Origin of the sequence: Ensifer sp. ENS06 (genome assembly GCF_014852205.1) — a bacterium.
In the GTDB taxonomy this organism is placed as follows: Bacteria; Pseudomonadota; Alphaproteobacteria; order Rhizobiales; family Rhizobiaceae; genus Ensifer; species Ensifer adhaerens.
Genome location: NZ_JACVBC010000014.1, coordinates 44038 through 70348, shown reverse-complemented (window position 1 = coordinate 70348; position 26311 = coordinate 44038). Strand labels below are relative to the sequence as shown.

24 protein-coding genes and 1 tRNA gene are annotated in these 26311 nt (G+C 62.7%); 9 read left to right on the top strand and 16 right to left on the bottom strand.

Going from position 1 to position 26311, the window contains the following annotated elements:
* Positions 1-18 precede the first annotated feature (18 nt).
* Positions 19-1182, bottom strand: a complete 1164-nt coding sequence (locus tag IB279_RS30655) for a hypothetical protein (RefSeq protein ID WP_060518656.1) — start codon at positions 1180-1182, stop codon at positions 19-21.
* A gap of 161 nt (positions 1183-1343) precedes the next feature.
* Complete coding sequence (locus tag IB279_RS30650; protein WP_082572792.1) at positions 1344-1937, bottom strand: DUF1134 domain-containing protein; 594 nt, start codon at positions 1935-1937, stop codon at positions 1344-1346.
* A 274-nt stretch (positions 1938-2211) separates the two neighbouring features.
* Between IB279_RS30650 and chpT the strand changes: the two genes are divergently transcribed.
* Together chpT and IB279_RS30640 are read left to right on the top strand one after the other, a co-directional pair.
* The gene (gene chpT, locus IB279_RS30645; protein WP_034806457.1) at positions 2212-2862 is read left to right on the top strand and encodes a histidine phosphotransferase ChpT; all 651 of its coding nucleotides are present in this window, start codon (positions 2212-2214) and stop codon (positions 2860-2862) included.
* A gap of 253 nt (positions 2863-3115) precedes the next feature.
* Complete coding sequence (locus IB279_RS30640; protein WP_034806707.1) at positions 3116-3478, top strand: PleD family two-component system response regulator; 363 nt, start codon at positions 3116-3118, stop codon at positions 3476-3478.
* Between the two features lie 275 nt (positions 3479-3753).
* Here the strand turns inward: IB279_RS30640 and ctrA are convergent, their stop codons facing one another.
* The gene (gene ctrA, locus IB279_RS30635; protein ID WP_025424706.1) at positions 3754-4455 is read right to left on the bottom strand and encodes a response regulator transcription factor CtrA; all 702 of its coding nucleotides are present in this window, start codon (positions 4453-4455) and stop codon (positions 3754-3756) included.
* A gap of 441 nt (positions 4456-4896) precedes the next feature.
* On the opposite strand from ctrA, the gene IB279_RS30630 reads away from it, so the two are divergent.
* The gene (locus tag IB279_RS30630; protein ID WP_034806460.1) at positions 4897-5247 is read left to right on the top strand and encodes a flagellar export protein FliJ; all 351 of its coding nucleotides are present in this window, start codon (positions 4897-4899) and stop codon (positions 5245-5247) included.
* A 329-nt stretch (positions 5248-5576) separates the two neighbouring features.
* Here IB279_RS30630 and IB279_RS30625 read toward each other — a convergent pair whose 3' ends face one another.
* Together IB279_RS30625 and IB279_RS30620 are read right to left on the bottom strand one after the other, a co-directional pair.
* The gene (locus IB279_RS30625) at positions 5577-5858 is read right to left on the bottom strand and encodes a GNAT family N-acetyltransferase (RefSeq protein WP_060581188.1); all 282 of its coding nucleotides are present in this window, start codon (positions 5856-5858) and stop codon (positions 5577-5579) included.
* A gap of 206 nt (positions 5859-6064) precedes the next feature.
* Positions 6065-6340 (bottom strand): DUF1153 domain-containing protein, encoded by a 276-nt coding sequence (locus tag IB279_RS30620; RefSeq protein ID WP_003527546.1) that lies wholly within the window; start codon positions 6338-6340, stop codon positions 6065-6067.
* A 478-nt stretch (positions 6341-6818) separates the two neighbouring features.
* Here IB279_RS30620 and IB279_RS30615 point away from each other — a divergent pair, with 478 nt between their 5' ends.
* The 3 genes from IB279_RS30615 to IB279_RS30605 all read left to right on the top strand — a co-directional run bounded on the left by IB279_RS30615 (position 6819) and on the right by IB279_RS30605 (position 9201).
* Positions 6819-7568, top strand: coding sequence for a LuxR C-terminal-related transcriptional regulator (locus IB279_RS30615; RefSeq protein WP_034806462.1), 750 nt, complete (start codon positions 6819-6821; stop codon positions 7566-7568).
* A gap of 167 nt (positions 7569-7735) precedes the next feature.
* On the top strand, positions 7736-8989 hold the full coding sequence (gene mnmA, locus IB279_RS30610) for a tRNA 2-thiouridine(34) synthase MnmA (protein ID WP_181529549.1): 1254 nt from the start codon (positions 7736-7738) through the stop codon (positions 8987-8989).
* Positions 8990-9124: 135 nt separating this feature from the next.
* Positions 9125-9201, top strand: a tRNA-Met gene (locus IB279_RS30605).
* 138 nt (positions 9202-9339) lie between these two features.
* Here IB279_RS30605 and IB279_RS30600 read toward each other — a convergent pair.
* The 3 genes from IB279_RS30600 to IB279_RS30590 form a co-directional block, all read right to left on the bottom strand.
* A complete protein-coding gene (locus IB279_RS30600; protein WP_146749548.1) occupies positions 9340-10068 on the bottom strand; it encodes a hypothetical protein in 729 nt (242 codons plus the stop codon).
* A gap of 174 nt (positions 10069-10242) precedes the next feature.
* Positions 10243-10608, bottom strand: coding sequence for a hypothetical protein (locus IB279_RS30595; protein ID WP_034806483.1), 366 nt, complete (start codon positions 10606-10608; stop codon positions 10243-10245).
* A gap of 216 nt (positions 10609-10824) precedes the next feature.
* Positions 10825-10983, bottom strand: a complete 159-nt coding sequence (locus IB279_RS30590) for a hypothetical protein (RefSeq protein ID WP_156133954.1) — start codon at positions 10981-10983, stop codon at positions 10825-10827.
* 311 nt (positions 10984-11294) lie between these two features.
* Here IB279_RS30590 and IB279_RS30585 point away from each other — a divergent pair, with 311 nt between their 5' ends.
* Entirely contained in the window at positions 11295-11735 is a 441-nt protein-coding gene (locus tag IB279_RS30585; protein WP_112771856.1) for an acetyltransferase, read from the top strand.
* Positions 11736-11756: 21 nt separating this feature from the next.
* Here the strand turns inward: IB279_RS30585 and IB279_RS30580 are convergent, their stop codons facing one another.
* From IB279_RS30580 to hutF, 6 genes are all read right to left on the bottom strand, one after another.
* Positions 11757-12338: a HutD family protein gene (locus IB279_RS30580; protein WP_192340475.1), complete on the bottom strand. Its 582-nt coding sequence runs from the start codon at positions 12336-12338 to the stop codon at positions 11757-11759.
* Positions 12335-13816: a histidine ammonia-lyase gene (gene hutH / locus IB279_RS30575; RefSeq protein WP_112771817.1), complete on the bottom strand. Its 1482-nt coding sequence runs from the start codon at positions 13814-13816 to the stop codon at positions 12335-12337. Before hutH ends, IB279_RS30580 begins: the two co-directional genes overlap by 4 nt.
* Positions 13809-14636 (bottom strand): glycine betaine/L-proline ABC transporter ATP-binding protein, encoded by an 828-nt coding sequence (locus IB279_RS30570; protein ID WP_112771818.1) that lies wholly within the window; start codon positions 14634-14636, stop codon positions 13809-13811. The genes hutH and IB279_RS30570 overlap by 8 nt, the downstream gene beginning before the upstream one ends.
* Positions 14629-15486, bottom strand: coding sequence for a proline/glycine betaine ABC transporter permease (locus tag IB279_RS30565; protein WP_060518542.1), 858 nt, complete (start codon positions 15484-15486; stop codon positions 14629-14631). Before IB279_RS30565 ends, IB279_RS30570 begins: the two co-directional genes overlap by 8 nt.
* 143 nt (positions 15487-15629) lie before the next feature.
* A complete protein-coding gene (locus IB279_RS30560; RefSeq protein ID WP_089044502.1) occupies positions 15630-16661 on the bottom strand; it encodes an ABC transporter substrate-binding protein in 1032 nt (343 codons plus the stop codon).
* A 36-nt stretch (positions 16662-16697) separates the two neighbouring features.
* Positions 16698-18074 (bottom strand): formimidoylglutamate deiminase, encoded by a 1377-nt coding sequence (gene hutF, locus IB279_RS30555; protein ID WP_060518540.1) that lies wholly within the window; start codon positions 18072-18074, stop codon positions 16698-16700.
* A 136-nt stretch (positions 18075-18210) separates the two neighbouring features.
* Here hutF and hutC point away from each other — a divergent pair, with 136 nt between their 5' ends.
* A complete protein-coding gene (hutC, locus tag IB279_RS30550) occupies positions 18211-18954 on the top strand; it encodes a histidine utilization repressor (RefSeq protein WP_192340473.1) in 744 nt (247 codons plus the stop codon).
* A 115-nt stretch (positions 18955-19069) separates the two neighbouring features.
* Positions 19070-21994, top strand: coding sequence for an aminotransferase (locus tag IB279_RS30545; RefSeq protein WP_112771819.1), 2925 nt, complete (start codon positions 19070-19072; stop codon positions 21992-21994).
* Positions 21995-22091: 97 nt separating this feature from the next.
* On the opposite strand, the gene IB279_RS30540 is transcribed toward IB279_RS30545, so the two are convergent.
* Together IB279_RS30540 and IB279_RS30535 are read right to left on the bottom strand one after the other, a co-directional pair.
* Positions 22092-23114, bottom strand: coding sequence for an amino acid ABC transporter substrate-binding protein (locus tag IB279_RS30540; protein ID WP_181529550.1), 1023 nt, complete (start codon positions 23112-23114; stop codon positions 22092-22094).
* 104 nt (positions 23115-23218) lie between these two features.
* Positions 23219-26275, bottom strand: coding sequence for an aminotransferase class III-fold pyridoxal phosphate-dependent enzyme (locus tag IB279_RS30535; RefSeq protein ID WP_192340471.1), 3057 nt, complete (start codon positions 26273-26275; stop codon positions 23219-23221).
* Positions 26276-26311 lie beyond the last annotated feature (36 nt).

Below are 26311 nucleotides of genomic sequence, written 5' to 3'. Positions count from 1 at the left end.
TTCCGACCGCTGCGCGCACTACTCGCGCGGCAGGATGTCCTTGACGCGCTTTGCCAGGCTTTTCCTGTTACCGGTGCCTTCTTCCTCGCCCGAGAGCAGGCCGAGGATGGGGGAGGCGGCGCCTTCGTTCGTCGCCGTCAGTGCGACCATGCCCGCGGCGATTGCTGCGACTTCATCACGAAGCGCCTCGTCATGGGCTGCGGACTTGGAGTTGGTTAGGCGCTCCGAAAGGGCGGTGGCGCGATTGCGCAGGTCGTCGGCGGCGACGATGGAGCCGGGCTCCCCTCCTACGGATTGGGCCGGTTCCGCGGCGCCGTTGGCGGCCGGTTCGGATGCCGGCTTGCGGTCGCGGCGCAGGGGAAAGGCGACGCCCGCGGCGCGGAGAGCCTTGGCGGCGTCACGCATTTCCTGGTTGGTGTCCTTGACCTTGGCTTTCAATCTCTCGATTTCCCCGGCGCGCCTTTCGAGCGCGCTCTCGCGATCGGCGCTGGTCGCCATTTCGCGCGCAAGCTTGTCTTCCAGCCGGTGAAGGCGGGTCCCGTCGCGCGACAGGCGGAGCTCCATTTCCTTTGCATGGGTGGTCTCGGTCTTCAAGTCGCTGCGCAGGGCTTCGCGCTCGTCGCGCAGCGTGGCAATCCGGCTCTTCAGATGCTCGACCTCGGTCTCGCGCGCAGCCAGATCGATCCGCAGATTGTCGGTCTGGGCCGCATCCTGGGCGAGCTGGGCGTCGCGCTTTCTGATCTCGTCAGCCTTGCCGGCGTTGTCCCGCTCGACGCTGTCGAGGGTCGCCTTCATGCGTTCCAGCCGCTGTTCGAACTGGCGGATGGCCGAGCGCATGTCTGCCGCCTCAACGTTCATGTCGGCCAGCTGGGCGTGCAGATCGGCGTTTTCGCCACTGAGGCGACGGGCTTCCTGCAGGCTCTTCTCGTTGGTCAGCATCAGCGACACGCCCTTGTCCCGTTCGCGCTTCAGGGCCTGAAGCGTGCGGGCATTCTCGGCGGCAAAGGCGGCGCGGGCAGCATCCTTTTGCGCGCGCACCTCCTGAGGGCTAAGCGGCATCGTCGCTTTCAGCCGGTCCTCGGCGAAACGCACGATACGGCGGTGGATCGCCGGTGCGACCAGGAGACCGATGATGATCGCCGTCAGAAAGCCCAGGGCAAAGAGAAGCGAGAATTGGATCACGAGCTGGCCGTTTCGAAACTGGACCGGAAACCGAACCGCCTGCCCGGCCACAAAGGGCGCGGCAGGCGCTCCATCTTCCGCTTCCTTGCACTAAACATGACGTTTCGTGCGCTGCAAGTCTATGGTGCCGGATTTTGCGACAGGCAGGTCCGGCAACGGTCTTAGAAGGGATTCCAGGTGGGGGTCTGGGTCATCTTGAGGTAGCCGACGTTGACGCCGAGGCGCGCGCCGATGCCGGTGCGGATCGGCACCACGACGATGTTCTCGTCGGTCAGCACCGTCATGCCGACGCCGGCAACCACATAGGCCGAGCCGGAGACGCCGCCGAAGCGCTTGTAGAGCGCCGGCACGCTCGGCAGATTGTAGACGAGCATCATCGCGCGGCTGCCCTGGCCACCCCAGTCGATGCCGAGCGACGGACCCTGCCAGAAGACGCTGTGCTGTCCGGCATTCTTGGTGTTGAGCTCGCCTTCGCCATAGGTGAGGCCGGCGATGAACGCGCCTGAGCCTTCCTGCCCGAGAATGTAGCCGTTCGGCAGGCCGTAGCGTTCAAAGGCACGTTCGACGACCTTGGCAAGGCCGCCCGAGGTTTCGCCGAAGAAGCCGTGACCGGCATCGACGATTTCCTGCATTGTGTATTGGCTGTTGTTGTTCGCCGACTGGGCGTGCGCAGCGGACAGGGCGCCGGCGACCAGAAACATCGTGGCCAGGACAACACGGCCAGCCGATGTGGCTGCCTTCATGATCTGATGCATCATATCCTCCGTCAGGCGCGAAAATTGCTCGCTTGCGGGTTTGCAGTGGCCGACAGTCAGATCACTGCTCGGCCAGTTGGGGTCTGGACCAATGCCATGCAATTTGAACTGATGGTCTTAACAATCGGTTTACCAAATGTGGTGTCATTATGTTCCACTGATGAACGGCTGCGCCGGGCAGCTCATGACTTGCGTCTTCACGCGTGAGGGTTTACCGGCGTGACCACGGCGCGTGCTCCAGGCGACGGCCGATGGCACCAAACAAGGAACTAAGATGGCAACGAATCCGAACCTGACATTGACGGGACCCGATCTGGCCGCGCTTCTGTGCAGCCGGGTTTGCCACGACATCATTTCCCCGGTCGGCGCCATCAACAACGGCCTGGAACTGCTCGACGAGGGCGGCGCCGATGCCGATGCGATGGACCTCATCCGCACGAGCGCGCTCAACGCCTCTGTCCGGCTGAAGTTTGCGCGCCTCGCCTTCGGTGCCTCGGGTTCGGTCGGCGCGTCGATCGACACCGGCGAAGCGGAAAAGGCCGCCAAGGATTTTGCCGCTGCCGAGAAGAAGACCGAGGTCAATTGGCACGGCCCGCGGGCGATCATCGCCAAGAACCGGGTCAAGCTGCTTCTGAACCTCTTCCTGATTGCCTACGGCGCCATTCCGCGCGGCGGCTCGATCGACGTGACGCTCGAGAATCCGGAATTCGACGCCGCGTTCACGCTCGTTGCGAAGGGCCGGATGATGCGGGTACCGCCGAGGCTGGTGGAACTCCTGTCCGGCACGCCGGAAGAGGCGGTCGATGCCCATTCGATCCAGCCCTATTACACCGTGCTTCTCGGCGAGGAGGCGCGCATGGAAATCGCCGTTACCTCGACCGGCGAGGAAATCATCTTTACGGCCAAAATGCAGCCTGAGGTTTAATTAGGCTGCGCCAGGTATTCCGATTTCTTGACTTCTCTACAGCCGCCGGGTGCCATCGCATCCGGCGGAAACGTATCTGCCATATGCGTTTCGATCTCGCTCGCATTCTGGAAAATTTAATGTTTTCAGAGTGTTGATCCCGCATGAAAAAGCTTCGTTAAGCAAACTCTGTAACGAAATCTTTCCCAAATTTGTATAGAGTTGTTTCAGGAATGCCGATACGCGTATAGGTAAGTGGCGAAGGGAGTTGGACATGCGACGTTTGATGATTGCCGACGGCTCGGATGTCGTGCGGAAAGTTGGAAAACGTATCCTCTCCGGCATGGGCTTCATGGTTTACGAGGCGTCGAACAGCCTCGAGGCGCTTGTGCGCTGCGAAGCGGAACTCCCGAACATCCTGATCATCGACGCGGGTCTCGAAGGCGCGCTCGAGCTCATCGGCAATATTCGCCGGTTGCCGAACGGCCCTTCGGTGCGGATCTATTACTGCGTCGTCGAGGCAGACCTGAAGAAGATGATGGCCGGCAAGCGCGCTGGCGCGGACGACTTCCTGCTGAAGCCTTTCGACCGCAAGATCCTGACCAGCGTTTTCGCGAGCCAGTCGATGGCGGCCTGAGCCGCCTTATCCTGATCTGTTTGCAGCAAAATCAAGCCGTGGCATTTGCCGCGGCTTTTTGTTGTGTGCGGAGCGGGCGAGCGGATCAGATTTTCGAGCGTCGGGGAAGGGGAGGGTGCAGGCGCGCGCAACCCTGGCATCCGCCGGGCATTGCAGGATCGGCAAGCGTGGTTGTTTGCGCGCAAAACAAAACCCGCCTCATAAGGCGGGTTTTGCGAAACTCTTGAATGTCGGGCCCGCATCATGCGGGGATCGGTGCAAGCCCTGGCGGGGAATCAGGCAGTTTCGGCGTATTCGGCACCATCCGGCTCGCGCAGCACATAGCCGCGGCCCCAGACGGTTTCGATGTAGTTGGCGCCGCCGGCGGCGTTTGCAAGCTTCTTGCGCAGCTTGCAGATGAAGACGTCGATGATCTTCAGTTCCGGCTCGTCCATGCCGCCGTAGAGGTGGTTCAGGAACATTTCCTTGGTGAGCGTCGTGCCCTTGCGCAGCGAGAGCAGCTCGAGCATCTGGTATTCCTTGCCGGTCAGGTGGACGCGCTGTCCGCCGACTTCAACCGTCTTGGCATCCAGGTTGACGATGAGCTCGCCGGTGGAGATGACCGACTGGGCGTGGCCCTTGGAGCGGCGGACGATCGCATGAATGCGAGCGACCAGTTCGTCCTTGTGGAACGGCTTGGTCATGTAGTCGTCTGCGCCGAAGCCCAGGCCGCGAACCTTGTCTTCGATGCCGGCCATACCCGAAAGAATCAGGATGGGTGTCTTCACCTTGGAAAGACGCAGCGTTCTCAAGACTTCGTAGCCGGACATGTCCGGCAGATTGAGGTCGAGAAGGATGATGTCATAGTCATAAAGTTTGCCGAGATCGACGCCTTCTTCACCGAGATCGGTGGTGTAGACGTTGAAACTCTCGGACTTGAGCATCAGCTCAATGCTCTGAGCCGTTGCACTGTCGTCTTCAATTAATAGAACCCGCATATTCTTCCCCTTTTCCGCCGCCCAAGGTTGTCGTGGCACCCTTACGCGATACGGATCCAGTCGTTGCCTGATTTGGAGGCTGCCACCAAATGGTTAACAAATTCTGATTCCCTCTGGCAAGGTGTATCGAGTTTGTTAAATATTTTTAGCAGTCTCCTGATTTCAAACGTGAATCCAGAACGGCTAATCTCATGTGAAACATGAGGAAATGCCGTTATCTGACTCTTCTGACTCGTTAATGCCGGGGCGGTCACATTTCGTGCCTCAGCATTTACGGAGCCTTAAATCATCACGCCTATGATTAACGATGCCCGTAAACGAAAGGTTACCAGCGGTAGGCTTTTGTTAATATCGCTGAAGATTTTTCGTTTCCGGCCCTGTTCGGGCCGGCTCGCGGGCAAATCAGTAACCGGGGTCTCGTTATCCACGGGAGTATTGCGTATGAAAGCACGTGAGAGCCTTGTCCGCCTGAAGGAATTTCAGGTCCGGGAGAAGCAGCGTCAGCTGAACCAGCTTCAGATGATGATGGCTGAGTTCGAACGGATGACCAAGGATCTGGAAAATCAGATTATTTTCGAGGAGAAGAAGTCGGGTATCTCCGATCCCCAGCACTTCGCCTATCCCACCTTCGCCAAGGCCGCACGTCAAAGAGCCGACAATCTTCAGGTTTCCATTCGCGAACTGAAGACGCAGCAGGATGCTGCCGAACTCGCGCTCGAAGAAGTGCAGGCTGAATACGCGAAGGCGGCGGCCCTCGAAGAGCGGGACACGTCGACCCGCCTGCGGGCATAGCTGCGGCTCCTGCGCCAAAATCCGGCGCAGCGGGCCGTAACGCCTTGTTCCAAAGGGCGATTTGAACCCCGAGCCGGATCCGGCAAGGGGGATTTGTCCGTTGGACGGGCCGATTGCCCGTTTCGGAGCAGATGGTTCCATCCTTGACGGATCATGCGGCTGGCATGATCCGATCCGGCACGATTCGTGACAAGACAAAAAGACCCGCCCGATGCCTCGGCATCCGGGCGGGTCTTCTCATTTTGGGGCCTGCAGGGCCGCGCCTCTTTCAAGACGCGCCAAGGTCGCGATTTCGATTTAAGATTTGTGCCGTGGCTGCCGCGGTTGTCTCAACCCTGGATGACATCCTGCCATTCGGGATGCCGCATCGCCTGGGCCTTCATGAAAGGGCAGAGCGGAATGATCTTCCAGCCGCCCTTGCGGGCTTCCTCGATCGCATGCTTGGCCAGCGCCTGGCCGACACCCTTGCCGCGCAGAGCATCCGGAACGAGCGTATGATCGACGATGATCAGTTGAGGCGAGGTGCGCGAATAGGTCATTTCACCGGTATGGCCTTCGACTGATGTCGAGTAGCGGCCGTGCGATCCGGTTTCCTCGTGCATAATTTCCATGGCAGCCTTCCTTGATGAACGGGTTTGTCTGCGTGGAAGCTAGCGCAGTTTTCCGCAAATCGGAATCGCCTGCCCCGCCATCGCCGGTGCACAGAGCGTTCGTTAAACGCAACCAATGCCGGTGCGCGCGGGACCTGGAAAAACGACGGCGGCGGCCCCGGGAAACCCGGAGCCGCCGCGCGACCTATGGCCCTGTGATGGGCGAATTAGTGGCGATACTGCTGGATGCGAGTGGTGCGCAGGCCGGCGAGACCGTGATCGTTGATCGACGACTGCCAGGACAGGAACTCCTCGACGGTAAGGGTATAGCGTTCGCACGCCTCTTCCAGGCTCAACAGGCCACCGCGCACGGCGGCAACAACCTCAGCCTTCCTGCGGATCACCCAGCGCCGGGTATTAGCCGGCGGAAGATCCGCAATCGTCAGAGGGCTGCCATCGGGGCCGATGACATATTTCACGCGTGGTCGCATCATTTCGGTCATGGGACTCTCTACACAAACTCAAGACCATATGACCGTGACCTTAGCCTGCCACATTTAACATTTGCCTAAGCGTCAAGTAACAATTTGCTCATAATTTGAGACACTTCCGGTGGGCTTTTGCCCGTGTGCGGCGCCCCTTAGATTTTGGGGCAATATTTCCCCGACTTGTGGAAACGCTTGAGAACAATCCGGATTCTCCCGGAATTGACATGGGAGCCATGCAAATACCACATTTCACTTTAACTAAAATTTTTGGTAACGAAGCCCCGAAATAAGGATGAGCGTCGTATGTACGCTCCCGCATTCATTCTTGGTGCATCGTCATAGTTTTCACAACCGGGCGCGTTTCTTTCGCGGGCAGGCCGGGAGCGGCAGTTTTATTTCGCCTGTCCGGTGAATTTCATGCTCCTGAAGATGTGGGGCGTTGTTTGTATTTCTCTCGACCGGTGCGGTGGCGCCGGGGATGTGGTGATCGCAGATGAAGGAATCGCATGAACCGGCCTTGCTGCGCGAGGCTGAAACGGTGGAGATGTTTTCGGACATCGATACGGCCACCGTCCGCACCGAGTACGAACTTCTGCATCTCATGCGGCGGTTGATCGCGCGCTATGGCTTCGGCCATTTCATGATCGCGCGCATGCCGCTGGCCGAACAGCAGCGCTTTTCCGAGCGGCTGGTGCTCAGCAACTGGCCGTCCGAACTGGTGCGCCAGTACGACGCCTGCGAGACTTTCCAGTCGAGCGGGCTGGTCGAAAAGTTGCGGTTCACCAAGCTGCCGGTGACCGGCGGGGCCGAGCTGCTCGATGTTGCGGCCAAGCCCGCGGACGAGGCCATGGTGCACCGCCTGCTGGCCCATCCGGAGATGGCGCGCCATTTCGCGGTGCTGCTGCACACGAGTGGCGGCGATCCCTTCATCGCCATGCTTTCGGGCCGCCGCGAGGCACCTGCCGGCGTCGAGCGGGCGACGCTGTATCTCACGCTGGTCCAGCTTTTCGAATGCCTGGAGCGCACCTTCGACACCGGCAATACGGCACGTGAAAAACTCTCGAGCCGCGAGTTGGAATGTCTGCGCTGGGCGGCTGCCGGCAAGAGCAGCGACGAGATCGGCATCATCCTGGGGATCTCGACCTACACGGTCAGCAGCTACTTCAAGAGCGCGACCCGCAAGCTCGATGCCGTCAACCGCATGCAGGCGATTGCCCGCGCCATGCGATTGAAGCTCATCTGACGCCTTTAAGGCCGGGCAGCGGCAGCGGCCGGCCTTGCCGCCGGACGGACAAGTTTCTATATGTCGCGGAACTGAAAGTACTGCGACGCGCTCTATGCATCCGATTGATGCCGGCCGCCGCGGAGCCGAAGATGCCGTGGGCCGAGAGTTCCTCGGCAAAGCATCGCATGAAGCGTGAAACAGGGCAGGCGCAAGGTTGCCGCCCGAAGGCCGGATTGGATCCCGTGAACAGTCTCGATTTTGACCGCAAGCCCGAAGATACGCGTGTTGTCGTTGCCATGTCCGGTGGCGTCGATAGTTCCGTCGTTGCCGGCCTGCTCAAACGCGAGGGCTACGACGTTCTCGGCATCACGCTGCAGCTCTACGATCACGGCGCCGCCGTGCACCGTGCCGGCTCCTGCTGTGCCGGCCAGGACATCGACGATGCACGCCGCGTCTGCGAAACGCTCGGCATTCCCCACTACGTGCTCGACTACGAAGCGCGCTTCCGCGAAACGGTGATCAATCCCTTCGCCGAAAGCTATATCGCCGGCGAAACGCCGATCCCTTGCGTCGCCTGCAACCAGACGGTCAAGTTTGCCGACCTGCTTTTGACCGCCAAGGAGCTTGGCGCCGATGCGCTGGCGACCGGCCACTATATCCGCTCGCGCCCGAGCCCGAACCCGCGCTATGCCGGCCAGCGGGCGCTCTACCGGCCGACGGATGCCGATCGCGACCAGAGCTACTTCCTCTTTGCAACGACGCAGGAACAGATCGACTATCTGCGCTTTCCCTTGGGGCATCTCTCCAAGGCCGAGACCCGCAAGCTCGCCGAGAAGATGGGCCTCGTCGTTGCCCAGAAGGCAGACAGCCAGGACATCTGTTTCGTGCCCCAGGGCAAGTACAGCGACATCGTGTCGAAGCTGAAGCCGAATGCAGCGCTTTCCGGCGAGATCGTGCATCTCGACGGCCGCGTGCTCGGCACGCATGAGGGCATCCTGCACTACACGATCGGCCAGCGCCGCGGCATCGGCGTAGCGACCGGCGAGCCGCTCTACGTCGTCTATCTCGATGCCCGCTCGCGCCGCGTCATCGTCGGCCCCAAGGAGGCGCTGGAAACGCGCCGCGTCTACCTGCGCGACGTCAACTGGCTGGGTGATGAGGACGTCGAAGTGGCCGCTGCGCGGGGCTTTGAATGTTTCGCCAAGGTGCGCTCCACCCGCCAGCCGGCGCCTGCCGTGCTCGCGATGGACGAAGAGGGCATCTATGTGGAGCTTGCGGAAGGCGAAGCCGGTATTGCACCCGGCCAGGCCTGCGCGCTCTATTCCGGCGTCGGCGAGGATGCGCGCGTCTATGGCGGCGGATTTATTCGCAAATCGGAACGCGAAGCCGGCGCAGAAGCCGCGCTGAAGGCGCTGCTTTCGGCGCAGGCAGCCGCCTGAAGCCCTTGATTTCCGGGCTGTTGTGAAAACTTCACATTTTCCCGGAGACTTGGGTTGACAGTGGGCGGAGGCGGGCCGTATAAGCCGCCCGTCCAGTCAAGACGGCTTCCCCTTCGAAGCCCTGACGCGGTACCCGGCGGAGTAGCTCAGTAGGTTAGAGCAGAGGAATCATAATCCTTGTGTCGGGGGTTCGAATCCCTCCTCCGCTACCATTTGTTCCCGAAGGAATCGATAATAGTTTGCTTGTACGGCATGCGTTGCCACCTCGCGGCGAATGAGGTGGTCGATTCCTTACGCGCGCTGAATAAGTTGCTGAAAAGGCGCCAAGCGGGCACTCTGTTTGAGTGCTCTTAGCCATCCGCTGTGTGCAAATGTACACGTGCTGCGGTGTTCGGCAGGAAATCGATGACGGGTACTCTCAGCCTAAAATAAATCGGTCTTTCCGTACCGTCTTCATACTGTCCGTTTACAATGATCTCAGCGATCGTTGCAGTGCTAAGACCCCCAATGAGATCGATGAAGTCTTCAACTTCTTCCTGGAAGAGCAGTTGGAAGTCGAAGATATCTGGACGACCTTGTCTGTCTATCCAGCCTTCTACGCCGGGCACTGTGTTGAGCCATCCTGCCGCATTGATCCCGCAGTCGTTGACGACTCCGCCGGGCGTGAATTGGTCCTCAGACCAGCGAAACTTGATCGGCATGGGAATTGCGACATCCGCGCACCGGATCCTGATCCGGTGAATGGCGAGGGTACGCCTATTCCAATTGATGAAGCGCAGAACCGCACGTGTGTGGTCGAAAGCGTAGACGTGGACCTGAAAGACGGGATCGCCATCTCCGAGCGCGAATGCAGTTTGTCGCCTTTGTTCCGCCAATTGGTGATAAACGAAGTATGCGCCGACCGCGGCTGCGAGAAATCCCACCCAGCCTGCCGTCGCTGCCAGCCAATCCTGTACGGTGCATCTCGACGCTTCGCAAAGCTCCCAGTTCGTCACATCTGGAAAGAAGCGAATAAGCAGTACAAAGGCGGCCAAGGTCAGCGCGCTTAGAACCGGAATGTAGAAGCCTCTGTCGTTCATAGGCATATCCCCCATCCTACGCATGGTAAGCGGGGACGGTTCCATTCCGCAATCTGGAGATGACTGCTCGTGGCTGGCCGGTTACGGCATCAATCTCTAACGATTTTAAGATTGCAATGATTGATGAGGGAGATCTGGCACGAAAGCGCTCGTCTGAGGCACGCACAATCGCCGTCAATGGTGCGGCGGCTTCAAGGGCAATGTCAGCGCCGGTCCGCTCTTGACCCCGAACTGTCTGCGGAACTGCCTTGACGCGCTGCCGTCAAAGAGCGATTGCGGCAGCGGGGCGCCGATGGCCCATTTGTATTTGGCGTCCTGATCGTTGCTCAGCGCCTGATGCGCCACGGCGCTCAGGGGCAGGACGTATTCCGGCTTGCGCAGGCCTCTTTCGGAATTGCCGAGCCAGGTCAGTACCACCAGGATTTCGCCGCCGAGTTCCAACGCATCGAGTGCGAGCGGTTTTCCGCCGACGGAGGCGCGGACGGCCTGCTCGTGGAACTTGAACGCGCTGAGTTTCAGTTCGTTTTGCGGATCCGTCATTTCGGGCCTTCCTGGATATGCTGCCAACGCTGTCTTGAGCGGCGATTCGTTCAGTCAGCGTTCCCTATCATAATCCCTTTGGCCATACATGGAGCCGATGATCGATGCAAAAGGCGCCGCCATCATCGATGGCAGCGCCTGCAGATGCGGCTTGAGAGGGTGTGCGTAGAAACCAGTCAGGCATGCTGCCCGGCTGCCGCCGCGGGGTAGGTCGCTTCAGCGATGAATCGACGAAGTGATCGTCGTGTAGTCCGGCAGGTCGATGTTGGCGATTTCGGCTGCGCGATATTGGGACAGGGCGAAGTGCATGATGGCGATCACGGTGATCGAGAAGACCAGTACGGTGACGTTGACGCCGAAAGCGGTTTTGATCATGTCCTTGTCCTCCAGTCCCTGCGTTCGTTGATGTGTGGCTAAGAACCGTGACATGGAGACTATCGTGTGGCGTCAATCGTGCTGTTCCCCGGGGAACATGGAATATGGTTGCTGAATTCTTAACCGGCGTGGCCTGAAAACCGCAGGTGCGGAGATCGCTTGCGATCGTCGGGGCTGCGGATAAGGTGCGCGGTCCGGGACCGGATCAGGACCGGACATCTTCACAGGCTGACGCCCTCGCAAAGTCGCGTTGGCCACAGCCGGACGCGCGGCACGCCTCGCGCTGCCGCATTTTCAGAAGCGATTGCATCATGACCATCTCCATCCGCCCCTCCCGTCCATCCGATTTTCCGCGCACCTTCGAGATCTGGCGCAGCGCCGTTGTCGCCACCCATGATTTCCTGACACCGGAGGATTTTGCTGCGATCGAGGTGCTGGTGCGCGACCAGTATCTGCCGGCCGCCGAGTTCTGTATCGCCGCGGATGAAAATGACCTGGCGCTCGGTTTCATGGGCATGAGCGGGGCGCAGATCGACTCGCTCTTCGTCCACGCCGAGGCGCGCGGCGCTGGCGTCGGTCGGCGGCTTGTCGAGCATGCGATGAGCCTGCATCCGGTGCTGACGGTTGACGTCAACGAGCAGAATGTGTCCGGCGCCGGTTTCTATCGGCGAATGGGTTTTGAGGTGGTCGGGCTTTCGCCTGTCGACGATGCAGGCCGGCCCTATCCCCTGCAGCATCTGAGGCGCGGCTGAACGACGCGAGACGGCGCCCGATCAGGCGGCCGGCTTGTCGATGGTGATCAGGAAGAGGACGGCAGAGGCCGCCGGTTCGATGGTTAAGGAGGCTGCGCCCGTCAGCACGGCCGTGTCGCCCGCTGCCAGGTCGGCCGTGGCGTCACTTGCGGTCAACCGCACGGCGCCGCCGTGGCATAGCACGAGGATCGTGCCCCCCAGGTTTTCTGCCCTATGCGGATGATCGAGTGCCAGTCGCTGAACCGAGTGCGTGAGCCTGCCGCGCCGTGTCATGACGTTGAGGTCGACGATCGGACCGTCGACGAGGGTCGCTGATGTTGCGACGTCGGCCGGGAAGGGGAGCGGCGCCGTCTCGCCGGTCATCAAAGCGGGCTTGCGACCCTCGATGATCAGCCGCACACCCTTGCCCTGAAGGATCGACAGCGTGCGGTCGATACCGGGGAAGCTGGAGAAGGGGCCATCGGTGGCGACGGTCGCCATGCTGACGCGCCAGTCGAAATCGGCAAGCGACGCCTTCTCGGGGAAAATGGCGATCTCCACCGTCTCACCGCCGCCGTTCTTCCAGGGCATGCGCTTGTAGTCTTTCGCGCGAAGCAGCTTCATGGCGTGCCTCCTTCGATCAGTGTGCGCATGCGGGCGAAGTCGCCGTTGAGCGGCCGGTCGTCGGCATAGGTGGGGATTTCCGAGCGAATGCGCCGGTAAAGCGCGTCGGTGCGTGCGGCGCGGCCACGCGGCTGCAGGTCATAGGCCTGCGACGCCGCAAGCAGTTCGATCGAAAGGATCGTTTCGAGGTTGTCGGCGATGGCAAGTGCCTTCCAGGCGGCCGGCGTCGCATGGGTCAGGATGTCCTCCTGCAGCGCCGAGGTGATGCCGCCATCGAGGCTGGCGGGGGCGGCCAGGCGTCGGTTTTCAGCGGCAAGTGAGGCGGCGGTGTACTGGGCGATCATGAAGCCGGAGGCAACACCGCTATCACCGGCGAGGAAGGCCGGCAGGCGGCTCACCAGCGGATTGACGAGCCGGTCGATGCGGCGCTCGGAGATGGCAGCGACTTCGGCGACGGCGACGGCCAGGCTGTCCATGGCAAGGCCGAGGGCAGCCCCGACCGCATGGGCCTGCGAATGTACCTCCGGCGCCTCAGACGTGCCCGACACGGCCGGGTTGTCGGTGAGGCTTGCAAGCTCGCGGTCAACGACTTCGGCGACGTGGGCCAGTGCATCGCGGGCAGCGCCATGCACATGCGGCACGGCACGAAGGCTTAAAGGATCCTGCGTGCGGGTGCCGGCGGTCTCGGCGAGCATCGGGCTGCCGGCGAGAAAATCGCGCAGGGATGCTCCGACCTCATCCAGCCCCTTGGAGCGGCGAAGCGCCAATGGACCGGTGGCAAAGGCATTCGCCTGGCTGCCGAGGTTTTCATAGGTCATCGCGGCGGCGGCATCCGCCCAGTCGAAGAGGTGCGTAGCGCGCGACAGTGCCAATGCCGCAAGGCCGGTGGCGCAGGGCGTGCCGTTGACAAGGCTCAGGCCCTCCTTGGCTTCGAGCCTGAGCGGCTTCAGCCCGATGCGAGCGAGCGCCTCGGCGCCGCAGATCTTGCCCTTGCCGTCGTCGACCGTTCCATGGCCGATCAGCACGAGGCCGATCGCGGCCGCATGGGTGAGATAGCCGACCGAGCCGCGCGAGGGGATGTCGGGGATGAGGTTGGCGTTGAGCAGTGCCAGCAGCGCCTCGACCGTCTCGATGCGCACGCCGGAATAGCCGTGGGCGAAGTTGGCGATCTGGGCGGCCATCACCGCCCGGGCTTCGGGCCGGGCGAGCGGTTCGCCAACGCCGCAGGAATGGCTGAGGATGATGTTGCGCGACAGCGCCTGCTGGTTCTCGCGGTCGATGACGACGTCGCAGAGCGCGCCGACACCGGTGTTGATGCCGTAGCCGCGGATGCCGCGCTCGACCAGAGCGTCGACGACCCGGCGAGCGTGGACGATGCGCTGGCGTGCTGCATCGGAAAGCGCGAGCGGTGCGCCATTGGCAACCGCTGCGATTTGCTTCCAGGTCAGCGGCGCATCGAGGACTACTTTCTCACTCATGGGCTTCCGGCCGTCCCTGTCGGCGTTGCACGAAGCGGGCAACATAATCGTTGGCCGGCCGTTCCAGAATATCGTCCGGTGTGCCAACCTGCACCACCTGGCCGTCCTTGAGGATGGCGATTTCCGAACCGATGCGCAGCGCCTCGTCGAGATCATGGGTGATGAAGACGATGGTCTTTGAAAGGTTCTGCTGCAACTGCAGCAACTGGTCCTGCATGTCGGCGCGGATCAAGGGGTCGAGTGCCGAGAAGGCCTCGTCCATCAGGATCACATCGGTATCGGCGGCCAGCGCCCTAGCCAAGCCGACGCGCTGCTTCATGCCGCCGGAAAGCTGATGCGGGTACTTGGCGTCGTAGCCGGCAAGGCCGACGGTCTCGATCCATTTCATGCCGATTTCGCGGGCCTCGGCCTTGGGCAGGCCGCGCACGCGCTGGCCGTAGACGACGTTCTGCAGCACCGTGCGATGCGGCATCAGCGCAAAACTCTGGAACACCATGCTGACGCGGTGCATGCGGAAGGTGCGCAGCGCCTTGGCGTCGAGGTCCAGGATGTTGCTGCCGTCGAAGGCCACTTCGCCGCTGGTCGGCTCGATCAGCCGGTTGATGTGGCGCACGAGGGTCGACTTGCCGGAGCCAGAAAGCCCCATGATTACGAAGATCTTGCCGGCGCCGATCGTCAGGCTGACATTGTTGAGGCCGACGCTGCAGCCGGAGCGGGCGAGGATTTCGGACTTGTTGAGCCCTTCCTTGGCCATGGCGAGCGCGGCTTTCGCGTCCTGCCCGAAGATCTTGTAGACGTTGCGGATCTCGATATCAGCCATTGCGGGGATCCTCCGTCCGGCTCTTGCCGAAGCCTTGCGTGATGCGGTCGAGAACGATCGCGAGAATGACGATGCCGATACCGGCTTCCAGCCCCTTGCCGACGTCGAGCGTCTGGATGCCGTTCAGCACCTGCTCGCCGAGGCCGCGGGCGCCGATCATCGAGGCGACGACCACCATCGACAGCGCCATCATGATCGTCTGGTTGAGGCCGGCCATGATTGTCGGCGCGGCGAGTGGCAGCTCGACACCGAAGAGGATCTGGTTGGGGCTGCCGCCGAAAGCGGTCGCTGCTTCCACCACTTCATGGTCGACCTGGCGGATGCCAAGATCGGTAAGGCGAATGAGTGGCGGCACGGCATAGATGATGGTGGCGAGGATCGCCGGGACCTTGCCGAGGCCGAAGAGCATCAAGGCCGGGATCAGGTAGACGAAGCTCGGCATGGTCTGCATTACGTCGAGCACCGGCAGGGTGATGCTGCGCACTGTCCGGCTCTTGGCGACGAAGATGCCCATCGGCACACCGATGACGACGGAGACGATCGTTGCCATCAGCATAAGGGCGAGCGTCTGCATCGTCAGGTCCCAGAGGCCGAGCACGCCGACGAAGAACAGCAGCACGCCGACGGCGACCGTCAGGGTCCAGCGCTTCGAGCTTTGCCAGGCGAGCGCCATGAAGATCAGGATGACGACCCACCAGGGCAGGCCGCGCAGGATCCATTCGATGAATAGAACGGCTTTCAGAATGACGGCGCTGATCGCCTTGAAGACCCAGCCATAACCGCTGACCAGCGCCTGGATGAAATCGTTCACCGGCCCGCGAATGGAGAGATTGAGAGAATCCGGAAACATCGGATGCGTTCCTTGCTCGGGCTGCCAGCGGACACAGATCGGCCGCCGGCGGCACTTGCCACGGGTATGTGGCCGGCCGCCGGATCAAGCTCCTGCGCCGCGTTAGACGCGGCGATGAAGCCCAAGTCAGCGGCTGGTCGCGATTACTTGAGGCTGGCTTCGATCTTGCCGCGGGCTTCGTCCGAAACCCACTTGCCCCAGACATCGGCCTTGGTTTTAAGGAACTCGGCGGCCGCTGCCGTCGCGTCGACCTTGTTGTCGGCCATGTAGGCGAGACTGCCGTTGACGGCGTCGAGCGGGAAAGTCGCCTTTTCGAGGATGGCGATGATTTCAGGGGCTTCCTGCGCGAAGGTGCTGTTGACGCCGTAGGAGACGTCGACCGACGGGAAGGCGCAGCCCTGCTCGCGCTTGCCGTTGGCACTCGAAAGCTCCTTCCAGCACTCCTCGCTATAGGCCGGCTCCTCGAGTTGCACGAGCTTGAACTTGCCCATGATCGCCGTCGGCGACCAGTAGTAGAAGAGGATCGGTTCGCCCTGGAGGTAAGCGGACGTGATGGCGGAATCGAGCGCCGTGCCGGTGCCCGGGCGGAAGTTCACATAGGTTTCGCCGAGCTTGTAGGCTTCGAGCTTGGCGGAGCTGACGCCCTCGCAGGTCCAGCCCGAAGGGCAGTTGAGGAAGCGGCCCTTGCTGGGCTCTTCCGGATCGGCGAAGAGCTCGACGATCTTCGGATCGGAGAGCTGCGACACGCTCTTCAGGTCCGGCGCCTTGGCTTCAAGGCTGCGCGACGCATCGCCCTTGATGACGTATTCCGGCACGAACCAGCCTTCGCTGGCGCCGACGAAGGTCTTGCCGACGGCGACGACCTTCTTTTCCTCGACCGCCTTGTTCCAGACGTCCGAACGGCCGAGCCATTCCTCGGCGAAGATCTGGACGTCGTTGTTGGCGGTTGCCTGTTCCAGCGTCACCGAGTTGCCGGGGATCGAATCCACCTGGCAGTCGTAGCCCTTGGCAAGAATGGTCTTCATCACTTCGGTGATGAAGGCGCCGCTTTCCCAATCGATGCCGGCGAACATGACGGTCTTGCCGTCGCCGCAATACGAAGCGCTGGCGCTGCCGGTGGAGGCCGCGAGCACGAGGCCGGTTGCGGCCAGGGTGAGTTTCAATTTGTTCGACATTAAGCTGTTCCCTGATTTGATTTTTGGCTTTGACGATTACTTCAGTTTCATCAGCACCCGCGCAAAGGCGCGGTCGATATCGTCCTCCCGGTCGTGGCGTCCGTTCCGGATCTTCCACGCGCCCGCGACCATGACGTCGCGGACAGTCTCGCCGCCGAGTGCAAAGAGCCAGCGGTCGAGGATCTGGTTGTCGGTGGCGGCGGCGATGTAGGGATTGCTGCCGTCAAGCACGACGAAATCGGCGCGCGCGCCGACGGTGATGCCGGCCGCCTTCTGACCGGCGGCCTGGGCGCCGCCCTTGAGCGCCGCGTCGAAGATGGTTCGGCCGATCGAGGCGCCCGGCCCGGTGGCCAGCCGGTTGCGGCGGCGGTCGCGCAGGCGCTGGCCGTATTCGAGCAGCCGCAACTCCTCGGCGACGCTGGTCGCCACGTGGCTGTCGGTGCCGACGCCAATGACGCCGCCTTCGGCCATGAAATCGACCGCCGGGAAAATGCCGTCGCCGAGATTGGCCTCGGTCGCCGGGCAGAGGCCGGCAACGGCGCCCGAACGCGCCAGACGCTGCCGTTCGCTTTCCGTCAGATGCGTTGCGTGGATTGCGCACCAGCGTGCGTCGACCGGCATTTCATCGAGCAGCCACTCGACCGGGCGGCGGCCGCTCCAGGCGAGGCTGTCGTCGACTTCCTTGGTCTGCTCGGCCACATGGATGTGGATCGGACCGGCAACGGGTGCGGCATCGAGGATGATGCGCATCTCCTCGGGCGTTGCGGCGCGCAGCGAATGGATTGCGTAGCCGAGCGTATGGCCGGCGTCGCGGCAGAGCGGCGCGAGCCGCTCAAGCAGTGCGAGGAAATGATCAGGATCGTGCAGGAACGGCCGCTGGCCGGGATTGGGCGCGACGCCGCCGAAATTGGCGTGGGCGTAGAAGACAGGCAAATGCGTGAGGCCGATGCCGGTCGTGCGGGCGGCAGCGAGAATGCGCAGCGACATTTCGGCCGAGTCGGCATAGGGGGTGCCGTCGGCCTGGTGGTGCAGATAGTGGAACTCGGCGACGTGGCCGAAACCGCCCTTCAGCATTTCCATATAGAGCTTGGCGGCGATCGCCTCGACGTCGTCAGGGGTTACCAGCCCGACGGTGCGATACATTTCCTCGCGCCAGGTCCAGAAGCTGTCGTCACCGCTGCCCGCCACTTCGGCAAGGCCGGCCATGGCGCGCTGGAAGGCGTGGGAGTGAAGGTTGGCGATCGCCGGGATCAGCGGGCCGGCCGTGCGCTCGTCGCCGCTAGCGGCGGTGGTGCCGGTTTCGATCGTTGCGATGCGACCGGAAGCGTCGAGCGAAATCGCGACGTTTTCGGCCCAGCCGCCGGGCAGGAGAGCCCGTTCTGCAAAGATCCGGTTGACGGGAAAACTAGCCATGTGCATTTTCCTGTACGTAGTTGTATATGGAACTATAGATATTTTACGCTGGCGCGCAAGCGTGAAATGAACGAAAAGATTCGAGGGCGAATGCGCATGATTTGTTCGGCGGCGCGGAAAGGCGGGGCTTGAGTTGATGACGGCACTGGGAAAACGGAACGAGACAATCGCTTTCGAAGACGGCCCGATGCCGCGCTACGAGGCGGTCAAGCAGTTTATCCGCAGCCGCATCGAGAGCGGTGAATGGCCCGCTCATCATCGGATCCCCTCGGAAAACGAGATCGTCGCCGACCTCGGCGTCAGCCGCATGACCGCCAACCGGGCGCTCAGGGAGCTGGCAACCGAAGGCGCGATCACGCGGGTGCAGGGCGTCGGTTCTTTCGTCGCCGCGCACAAGGGCAGCACCGCGCTGCTTGAAGTCCGCAACATTGCCGACGAGATCCATGAACGTGGCCACGCCCATACGTCGTCGATGACGCTGCTCAAGGAAGAGGTCGCGACGCCTGACATCGGCTATGCACTCGGGCTTGCCACCGGCGCCCGCGTCTTCCATTCGATCATGGTGCACTCGGAAAACGGCCTGCCGATCCAGATCGAGGATCGTTTCGTCAATCCGGCGATCTGCCCGCGCTATCTGGAGCAGGATTTCCAGGCGATGACGCCGAACGCCTATCTGACGGCGATGGCGCCGATCACCCGCACCGAGCAGATCGTCGAGGCGGTCGCACCGCAGCTCTGGGAATGCAAGTTGCTCGGCATCGACCGCAACGAACCGTGCCTGATGATCCGGCGCCGCACATGGTCGGACGCAGGCAATGTGACGACGGCGCGGCTGCTCTATCCCGGCACGCGCTATCGGCTCGAAGGCATGTCGCAGTAGGTTGCGGGTGGGTGTAATCGGGAAACCGCACATCTTTTCCTTGATCCCGCTCTATTCTCGACAACATTCCGGTCGATTCGGAGGATCGACCGCCTAAGGGGAGGATGACGAGATCATGGTTGAGGACCCGCTGAAGCTTCGCACCGAGCTCCCGAGACCCGATGTCGGCGCCGAGGAGGCGCGTTCGCTGCTCGCCGAACACTATGGCCTGTCGGGCACGATCAGCGAACTCGGCAGCCAGCAGGACCGCAACTACCGTCTCGACACCGGCGAGCGGCGCTATGTGCTGAAGATCTGCCGGGCGGAATACGAGCCGCTGGAACTGGAAGCGCAGAATGCGGCCTTGCGGCACCTTGGCAAACGTCTGCCGACGGCACGCGTTGCGGAGGTCGTGCCCTCTCTCAAGGGCGAGGCGATCGAGAGCGTTGCCGTCCGCGGCGCGGATTATCGCATCCGCTTGCTCACCTATCTCGAAGGCGAACCGCTCACCCGGCGCAAACATCTTTCGCGCGAAGCCGTGGCTGCCCTCGGCGGCCTGGCGGGTCAGCTCGCGTCGGCATTGGAGGACTTCGAGCATCCGGGGCTCGAGCGGGAACTGCAATGGGATCTGAGGCGCGCCGGCCCCGTCGTCCTGCCTCTGCTTACCGATATGGCGGACCAGCAGCGCAAGAAGCGCATCGCTGAACTGATGGTCGGCGCCATGCGGCGGTTGCAGCCGCTTACCCCTGAACTCAGGACCCAGGCGATCCACCATGACGTCACCGACGACAATGTGGTCAGCCGGCTCGACGCCGCCGGCCGGGCGATGCCGGACGGCGTCATCGATTTCGGCGATATCCTCAATGGCTGGCTGGCTGCCGAACTCGCTGTCACCTGCGCCTCGCTGCTGCATCATGCGGATGGAGACCCCTGGTTCATCCTACCCGCGGTCAAGGCGTTTCATGCGGCATGCCCGTTGACCGAGGTGGAACTGAAGGCGCTTTGGCCGCTGATCGTCGCGCGCGCTGCGGTGCTGGTCGCAAGCTCCGAACACCAGCTCTCCCGCGAGCCCGACAATGCTTACGTCGAGGGCAATGCCGCGCATGAGCGGGAGATCTTCGAGGTCGCGTCATCGGTGCCTTCTGCGCTGATGGAGCACGCCATTCTTTCGGCCGTCGGCTTCGCCCCGGTATCGGCCCGAGTGACCGGTGAGAGCCTGATCCAGGGGCTCGGCCCCACTGACGTGCGCCAGATCGACCTCTCGATCCTGAGCCCGCTGTTGCCAGAGGAGCGCTGGCAGCACCAGGGATTGCCGATCTCGCTGCTGCAACACGCCGCCCATGCAATCGGCATCGCGACCACGCGCTATGGCGAATACCGGATGACGGAGACCCAGCTGCGGTCACCGAAGCCCGATGCCACCTTCGCACTGCATGTCGATATCTGCCTGGAGGCCGGTCGCGAGATTGTCGCTCCCTTTGCCGCCCGTATCGTCCGGCAGGACGGGCTGCTGGTGCTCGAAGGTGCCGAAGCCAGCCTGTTTCTCGAGGGCGTGGAAGCCGGTGCCGACCTCGAGGAGACGATCGTTGCTGGTGCCGTGCTGGGCGTCGTCTCCGGTGAACAGCACTCCTACGGCCTGATCCGCGTCCAGCTTTGCCGCGAGCATGGTCTCGTGCCTCCGCTTTTCGTCGTGCCGCGTCAGGCGGCGGCGTGGAAGCACCTGTGCCCGTCGCCGGCCGGCGTCCTCGGCTTCGAATGCGATGGGCCGGAGCCGCACAGCGAAACACTGCTTGCCCGCCGCCAGCAGCACTTCGCCAAGCCGCAGAAGAACTACTACCTGAAACCACCGCAGATCGAGCGCGGCTGGAAGGACCATTTGTTCGACATCGAGGGCCGCAGCTATCTCGACATGGTCAACAACGTTACCATTCTCGGCCATGGGCATCCGCGGCTTGCAGCCGCGGTGGGGCGGCAATGGTCGCTGCTCAACACCAATTCGCGTTTTCACTATGCCTCCGTCGCCGAATTCTCGACGCGGCTTGCAGCGCTCGCGCCGGATGGGCTTGACACGGTGTTTCTGGTCAACAGCGGCTCGGAGGCGAACGATCTGGCACTGCGGCTCGCCTGGGCCTATTCCGGCGCGCGCAACATCGTGAGCCTGCTCGAGGCCTATCACGGCTGGACGGTCGCGAGCGACGCGGTGTCGACCTCGATCGCCGACAATCCGCAGGCGCTCGAAACCCGCCCGGCCTGGGTACATCCGGTCACCGCGCCCAACACCTATCGCGGCGAGTTCCGCGGCGCCGACACGACCGACAGCTATGTGCGCTCCGTCGTCAAGAAACTGACCGAGCTGGACGCGGCGGACGAGAAGGTCGCGGGCTTCATCTGCGAACCGGTCTACGGCAATGCCGGCGGTATTCCGCTGCCGAAGGGCTATCTCGACGCGGTCTATGCCATGGTGCGGGCCCGCGGCGGCGTCTGCATCGCCGACGAGGTGCAGGTCGGGTACGGCCGCCTCGGAGACTATTTCTGGGGCTTCGAGGAGCAGGGCGTCGTGCCCGATATCATTACCGTCGCCAAGGGCATGGGTAACGGCCATCCGCTCGGCGCCGTCATCACCCGCCGCGAGATCGCCGATGCGCTGGAGAAGGAGGGGTACTTCTTCTCGTCCTCGGGCGGCAGCCCGGTGAGCTCCGTCGTCGGGCAGGTGGTCCTGGATATCCTGACCGAAGAACGGTTGCCGGAAAACGCACAGGTGGTCGGCGGCTATCTGAAGGCGCGGCTCGAAGCGCTAGGGCAGCACTTCCCGCTGATCGGCGCTGTGCATGGCATGGGACTCTATCTCGGCGTCGAATTCGTGCGCGATCGGGAGACCCTGTCGCCGGCGACCGAGGAGACGGCGGCGATCTGCGACCGCCTGCTCGATCTCGGCGTCATCATGCAGCCGACCGGCGACCACCTGAACGTGCTGAAGATCAAGCCGCCGCTCTGCCTATCCCGCGAGAGCGCCGACTTTTTCGCCGACATGCTGGGCCGGGTGCTGGAGGAAGGCTGGTAAGCGAAAACGCCGCGGGGAGGGCCGCGGCGTCTCGTTGGCGCTTTTCCTTGGATGAGCAATTCCAAACGGGAGATTTTGCCGGAACTGCTCCTGGGGATCAGCGTGCCGGCGGGGCGTACATCAGGCCGCCCTGGCTCCAGAGTTTGTTGAGACCGCGATCGATCTTCAGCGGGCTGTCCTTGCCGAGGTGGCGTTCGAAGACTTCGCCATAGTTGCCGACGGCGGAAACCACCTGGTAGGCCCACTTCGGATCGAGCCCCAGCGACTTGCCGGCTTCGTTCTCGATGCCGAGGAAGCGTTTCTGGGCGTTCGTGCCGCTTTCGAGAAGCTTTGCGGCATTGTCCTTGGTGATGCCGAGTTCTTCGGCTTCGGTCAGCGCGAACAGCGTCCAGCGCACGATCTTGAACCACTGATCGTCACCCTGGCGGACGGCTGGACCGAGCGGCTCCTTGGAGATGACTTCCGGCAGCACGACGAAACGATCGGGGTCGTTCAGCGTCAGGCGCTGGGCATAGAGCGCAGAAGCGTCGGTCGAATAGACGTCGCAGCGGGCGGTGTTGAAGGCCTGGATCGTTTGGTCGGCCTTTTCGAAGGCGACCACCTGGTACTGGATGTTGTTGGCGCCGAAGTAGTCCGCCATGTTCTGTTCGGTCGTCGTGCCGGTCTCGGTGCAGACGGAGGCGCCCGACAGTTCCTTGACGCTCTTCACGCCGAGATCGTTGCGCACCATGAAGGCTTGGCCGTCATAGTAGTTGACGCCGACGAAGCTCATGCCGAGATCGGTGTCGCGCGACAGCGTCCAGGTGGTCTGGCGCGAAAGCAGGTCGGCCTCGCCCGACTGCAGCGCGGTGAAGCGCTCCTTGGTCGAGAGCGGCACGTATTTCACCTTGTCGGGATTGCCGAGTGCTGCGGCTGCGACCGCGCGGCAGAAATCGATGTCGAAGCCCGCCCATTCGCCCTTGTCGTTGGGCGCGGAAAAACCGAGCACGCCCTGGCTGACGCCGCAGCGAAGCTCACCGCGTTCCTTGATGACGTCGAGCATGCCGGCGTTGGCGGCGGTGCCGGCAAGAAACGCCGCGCTCGCCAGTGCCAGAACTCCAGGTTTCACTCCAAGTTTCATTGTCCTGTTCTCCTCTTTCATTGTTTTAGGGCATGCGTCTTCGCTGTCGGGATGGGTTTACATCCCGGCTGGTCGGTTATGGTTCGGCGGTATCGCGCCCGGCGTCAGCCGAGCTTGCTGCTCACATCCGCGAAGGTTTCTTCGAGCACGGCGATGAGATGGTCGGCATCGCGTTTCGAGAAGATCATTGGCGGACGCATTTTAAGAACGTTGTCATGCGGACCTTCGGTGCCCATCAGCACGCCGCGGCGGCGGGCACCGTTGGAGACGGCGCGGGCGAATTCGGTGGCCGGCGCCTTGGTCTTGCGGTCGGACACAAGCTCGATGCCGAGGAACAGCCCCATGCCGCGCACGTCGCCGATCACCTCGTAGCGGAACTGCATGGCGCGGAAGGCGTCGATCAGATAGTTGCCGATCGAGAGCGCGTTGCCGCGCAGATCCTGCCCTTCGATCACGTCGAGTACCGCAAGACCGACGGCACAGGAGACCGGGTTGCCGCCGAAGGTGTTGAAATACTCCATGCCGTTGTTGAAGCTGTCGGTCACCTCGCGCGTCGTGACGACGGCGGCGAGCGGATGGCCGTCGCCGATCGGCTTGCCCATGGTGACGATATCGGGCACGACGCCTTGCGTTTCGAACGCCCACCAATGGCTGCCGACACGGCCGAAGCCCACCTGCACCTCGTCGGCGACGCAGACGCCGCCGGCTTCGCGCACGAGGCGATAGACTTCTTTCAGGTAGCCTTCCGGCAGGAACACCTGGCCGGCGACGCTCGGGATCGATTCCGCGATGAAAAAGCCCGGACCTTCGCCCTTGGCCCGCATCGCCTGGATCAGCTCCGCGACGCTTTCGGCAAACCGCTTGCCGTGTTCCTCGGCCGGCCAATCGGCCGGCGCATGGTAGCCGTCCGGGACGGCGGCGACGTGGACGTGCGGCTTCGGCCCCTTGCCGCCCTTGCGGCGGAACTTGTAAGGGCTGATGTCGATCAGCTCTTGGGTCGTGCCGTGATAGGACCAGTCGAGCGTGATCGCATTCTCGCGGCCCGTATGAGCGCGCATCAACCTCAGCGCCAGGCTGTTGGCCTCGGAACCGCTGTTGACGAAGCCGGCGACCGTCAATTCCTTCGGCAGCGTTGCCGTCAGCCGCTCGGCGTAGGCGACGATGTTGTCGTGCAGGTAGCGGGTGTTGGTGTTGAGGGTCGCCGCCTGCTTTGCCATCGCCTCGATGACCGCTGGATGGGCGTGGCCGATGTGGCAGACATTGTTGAAGCAGTCGAGATAGGCGCGGCCGCTGTCGTCGATCAGCCAGACGCCTTCGCCGCGCACGAACTTGATCGGCTTGTCGTAGGAGATCGAGAGGTTCGGCAGGAGCAGTTCCTTGCGGCGCTTGACGATTTCTTCGTGCGAACGACCTTTCTTCTCGTAGAACTCCTTGGCGATGCCGGCGAAGGTGCGCGCATCGGGGAAGAGTTCGGCCCAGACGTCGAGGAACTGCGGCTCGCCGACGCCGAGGATCTCGGTTGCCGAGAGGCTGGTGTCGGTCGAAAGCTGCAGATGCAGATGCGGCGCCCAGCCGCCGTTTTCCTTCGGCGCGCCCATTTCGCCGACGAGTGCGCCGGCTTCGAGTTGGTCGCCAGCCTTGATGCGACCCATGGCCTCGTGCGCCATATGACCCCAGAGCGTGACGAAGGGCGGGCATCCGTCCGGCTCGTGGCGAAGTGCTATCAGGCAGCCATAACCCAGCGGGTCCTTCTCGATTTCGACGCTGACGACGGTTGCGGCAAGCGGGGTGTAGAGCCTGGTGCCGGCGGCCATGAACAGGTCGAGCCCGAGATGGCGGGTGCGGCGGGTGTGATCGATGAAGCGCGAGACGAACATTTCACCGGCATAGACGGTGCGTTCTTCGCCAAAGGGTCCGATGCCGAGCGCGACGCCATGTGCGCGGCAATAGTCCTCCCAGATCGCCTGGGCTTCATCCGGCTTTTCGCCCGCGGATTTCACCGTCATCGGGTGGGTGGGGTCGCCATAGGGGACGAGCGCTGCCGGATAGGTGGCGGCGGGGCGTTCGAGCAGCGGTTTCAGCGACTTGCGGTTCGCGTTGATCCAGGCGGCAACCTTGCGGGCGCCGGGTGCTGCCTCGAAGCCGCAGGCATGCCGCAGGATGGCGGTGGCGAAACGCGGGTTCATTCGGTCGAGCTTGCGCAAAAGCGTCCAGGCCGGCCGTTCGCTGATCGCGAGATAGGGATTGTCGTCGGTGTGCGCCCGGCGGGACGCCGAGATCGTGACCGACGTGACGAGGCGCATGACGATGAGATCGAAGAGCAGATCGACCTCTTCTTCCGCCAGCGGATACTCCGCATGGAAGCCGCGGGCGATTGCCGCAGCGGCGCCGATCGGATCAGGATGGTCGAGCCCGGCATAGGCGGCGGCGATCGCCACCTCTGCAATCACGGGCGCATGCAGGGCGTCGCCGAAATCGATGAGGCCGGAAATGGTGTCGTGATCGACTTTATCGACCAGCACGTTCCAATCGTTGGCGTCGTTGTGAATGACGGCGGCACGAAGGGTTGCAAGTCGTGGTGCCACGGTCTTTTCGAAGCGGACAAGGAAGCGTTCGAGCAAAGCACGGTCTTCGGCCGAGGTGACGTGGTGCAGCCGGTCGGCCGAGCGGCCGGCATGGCGGATATCCCAGTCGAGATCGCGCAGCGCGCCCGGATGCATGAAGCCCTTGAGCGAGGCATCGAAGCGGCCGAGCATCCGTCCGAGCGACTGTAGCGCCGCATCGTTGCGCCCGGTTTCGGCAAGCGGCAGGCCCTCTACCCAGCTGACGAGCCGCAGGCGGTGGGTGACGCCGCGCGTGCTCGTGGTCGAAGCAAGGCTCGCGCCTGACAGCGTCGGGCGGATATGCGGCACCGGCAGGTCGGCGGCATGGGCGCCGACGTGGCTGAGCAGTGCGGTCTGGAAATCGCTTTCGACCTCGGGCTCGGCACCATTGATGATCTTCAGAATGGAGATGCTGCCGTCCTCAGCCTCGACCTTGAAGTTCTGATCGCGTTCGCTGGCAAGCAGCGAGAGTGCGCCGGAGAGGCCGTAATGCTCCTTCAGCAAGGCGGCTGCCGCTTCGGTCGAAAAGTCGGGCGTGGTCTTCAGCATATCGTTCATGGGGATCCTCATCTCGATGACGAGATTTGCATGGGC

Coding starts and splice junctions, on each gene's coding strand:
- IB279_RS30545 (WP_112771819.1), top strand. CDS start 19,070: ATGGTTGAGGACCCGCTGAAGCTTCGCACCGAGCTCCCGAGACCCGAT.
- IB279_RS30640 (WP_034806707.1), top strand. CDS start 3,116: ATGCGACGTTTGATGATTGCCGACGGCTCGGATGTCGTGCGGAAAGTT.
- IB279_RS30620 (WP_003527546.1), bottom strand. CDS start 6,340: ATGACCGAAATGATGCGACCACGCGTGAAATATGTCATCGGCCCCGAT.
- IB279_RS30570 (WP_112771818.1), bottom strand. CDS start 14,636: ATGGCTGATATCGAGATCCGCAACGTCTACAAGATCTTCGGGCAGGAC.
- hutH (WP_112771817.1), bottom strand. CDS start 13,816: ATGAGTGAGAAAGTAGTCCTCGATGCGCCGCTGACCTGGAAGCAAATC.
- IB279_RS30615 (WP_034806462.1), top strand. CDS start 6,819: ATGAAGGAATCGCATGAACCGGCCTTGCTGCGCGAGGCTGAAACGGTG.
- mnmA (WP_181529549.1), top strand. CDS start 7,736: ATGAAGCGTGAAACAGGGCAGGCGCAAGGTTGCCGCCCGAAGGCCGGA.
- ctrA (WP_025424706.1), bottom strand. CDS start 4,455: ATGCGGGTTCTATTAATTGAAGACGACAGTGCAACGGCTCAGAGCATT.
- IB279_RS30585 (WP_112771856.1), top strand. CDS start 11,295: ATGACCATCTCCATCCGCCCCTCCCGTCCATCCGATTTTCCGCGCACC.
- IB279_RS30600 (WP_146749548.1), bottom strand. CDS start 10,068: ATGAACGACAGAGGCTTCTACATTCCGGTTCTAAGCGCGCTGACCTTG.
- IB279_RS30590 (WP_156133954.1), bottom strand. CDS start 10,983: ATGATCAAAACCGCTTTCGGCGTCAACGTCACCGTACTGGTCTTCTCG.
- hutF (WP_060518540.1), bottom strand. CDS start 18,074: ATGGCTAGTTTTCCCGTCAACCGGATCTTTGCAGAACGGGCTCTCCTG.
- IB279_RS30650 (WP_082572792.1), bottom strand. CDS start 1,937: ATGCATCAGATCATGAAGGCAGCCACATCGGCTGGCCGTGTTGTCCTG.
- IB279_RS30595 (WP_034806483.1), bottom strand. CDS start 10,608: ATGACGGATCCGCAAAACGAACTGAAACTCAGCGCGTTCAAGTTCCAC.
- IB279_RS30540 (WP_181529550.1), bottom strand. CDS start 23,114: ATGAAACTTGGAGTGAAACCTGGAGTTCTGGCACTGGCGAGCGCGGCG.
- hutC (WP_192340473.1), top strand. CDS start 18,211: ATGACGGCACTGGGAAAACGGAACGAGACAATCGCTTTCGAAGACGGC.
- IB279_RS30565 (WP_060518542.1), bottom strand. CDS start 15,486: ATGTTTCCGGATTCTCTCAATCTCTCCATTCGCGGGCCGGTGAACGAT.
- IB279_RS30580 (WP_192340475.1), bottom strand. CDS start 12,338: ATGAAGCTGCTTCGCGCGAAAGACTACAAGCGCATGCCCTGGAAGAAC.
- IB279_RS30630 (WP_034806460.1), top strand. CDS start 4,897: ATGAAAGCACGTGAGAGCCTTGTCCGCCTGAAGGAATTTCAGGTCCGG.
- IB279_RS30535 (WP_192340471.1), bottom strand. CDS start 26,275: ATGAACGATATGCTGAAGACCACGCCCGACTTTTCGACCGAAGCGGCA.
- IB279_RS30625 (WP_060581188.1), bottom strand. CDS start 5,858: ATGGAAATTATGCACGAGGAAACCGGATCGCACGGCCGCTACTCGACA.
- chpT (WP_034806457.1), top strand. CDS start 2,212: ATGGCAACGAATCCGAACCTGACATTGACGGGACCCGATCTGGCCGCG.
- IB279_RS30560 (WP_089044502.1), bottom strand. CDS start 16,661: ATGTCGAACAAATTGAAACTCACCCTGGCCGCAACCGGCCTCGTGCTC.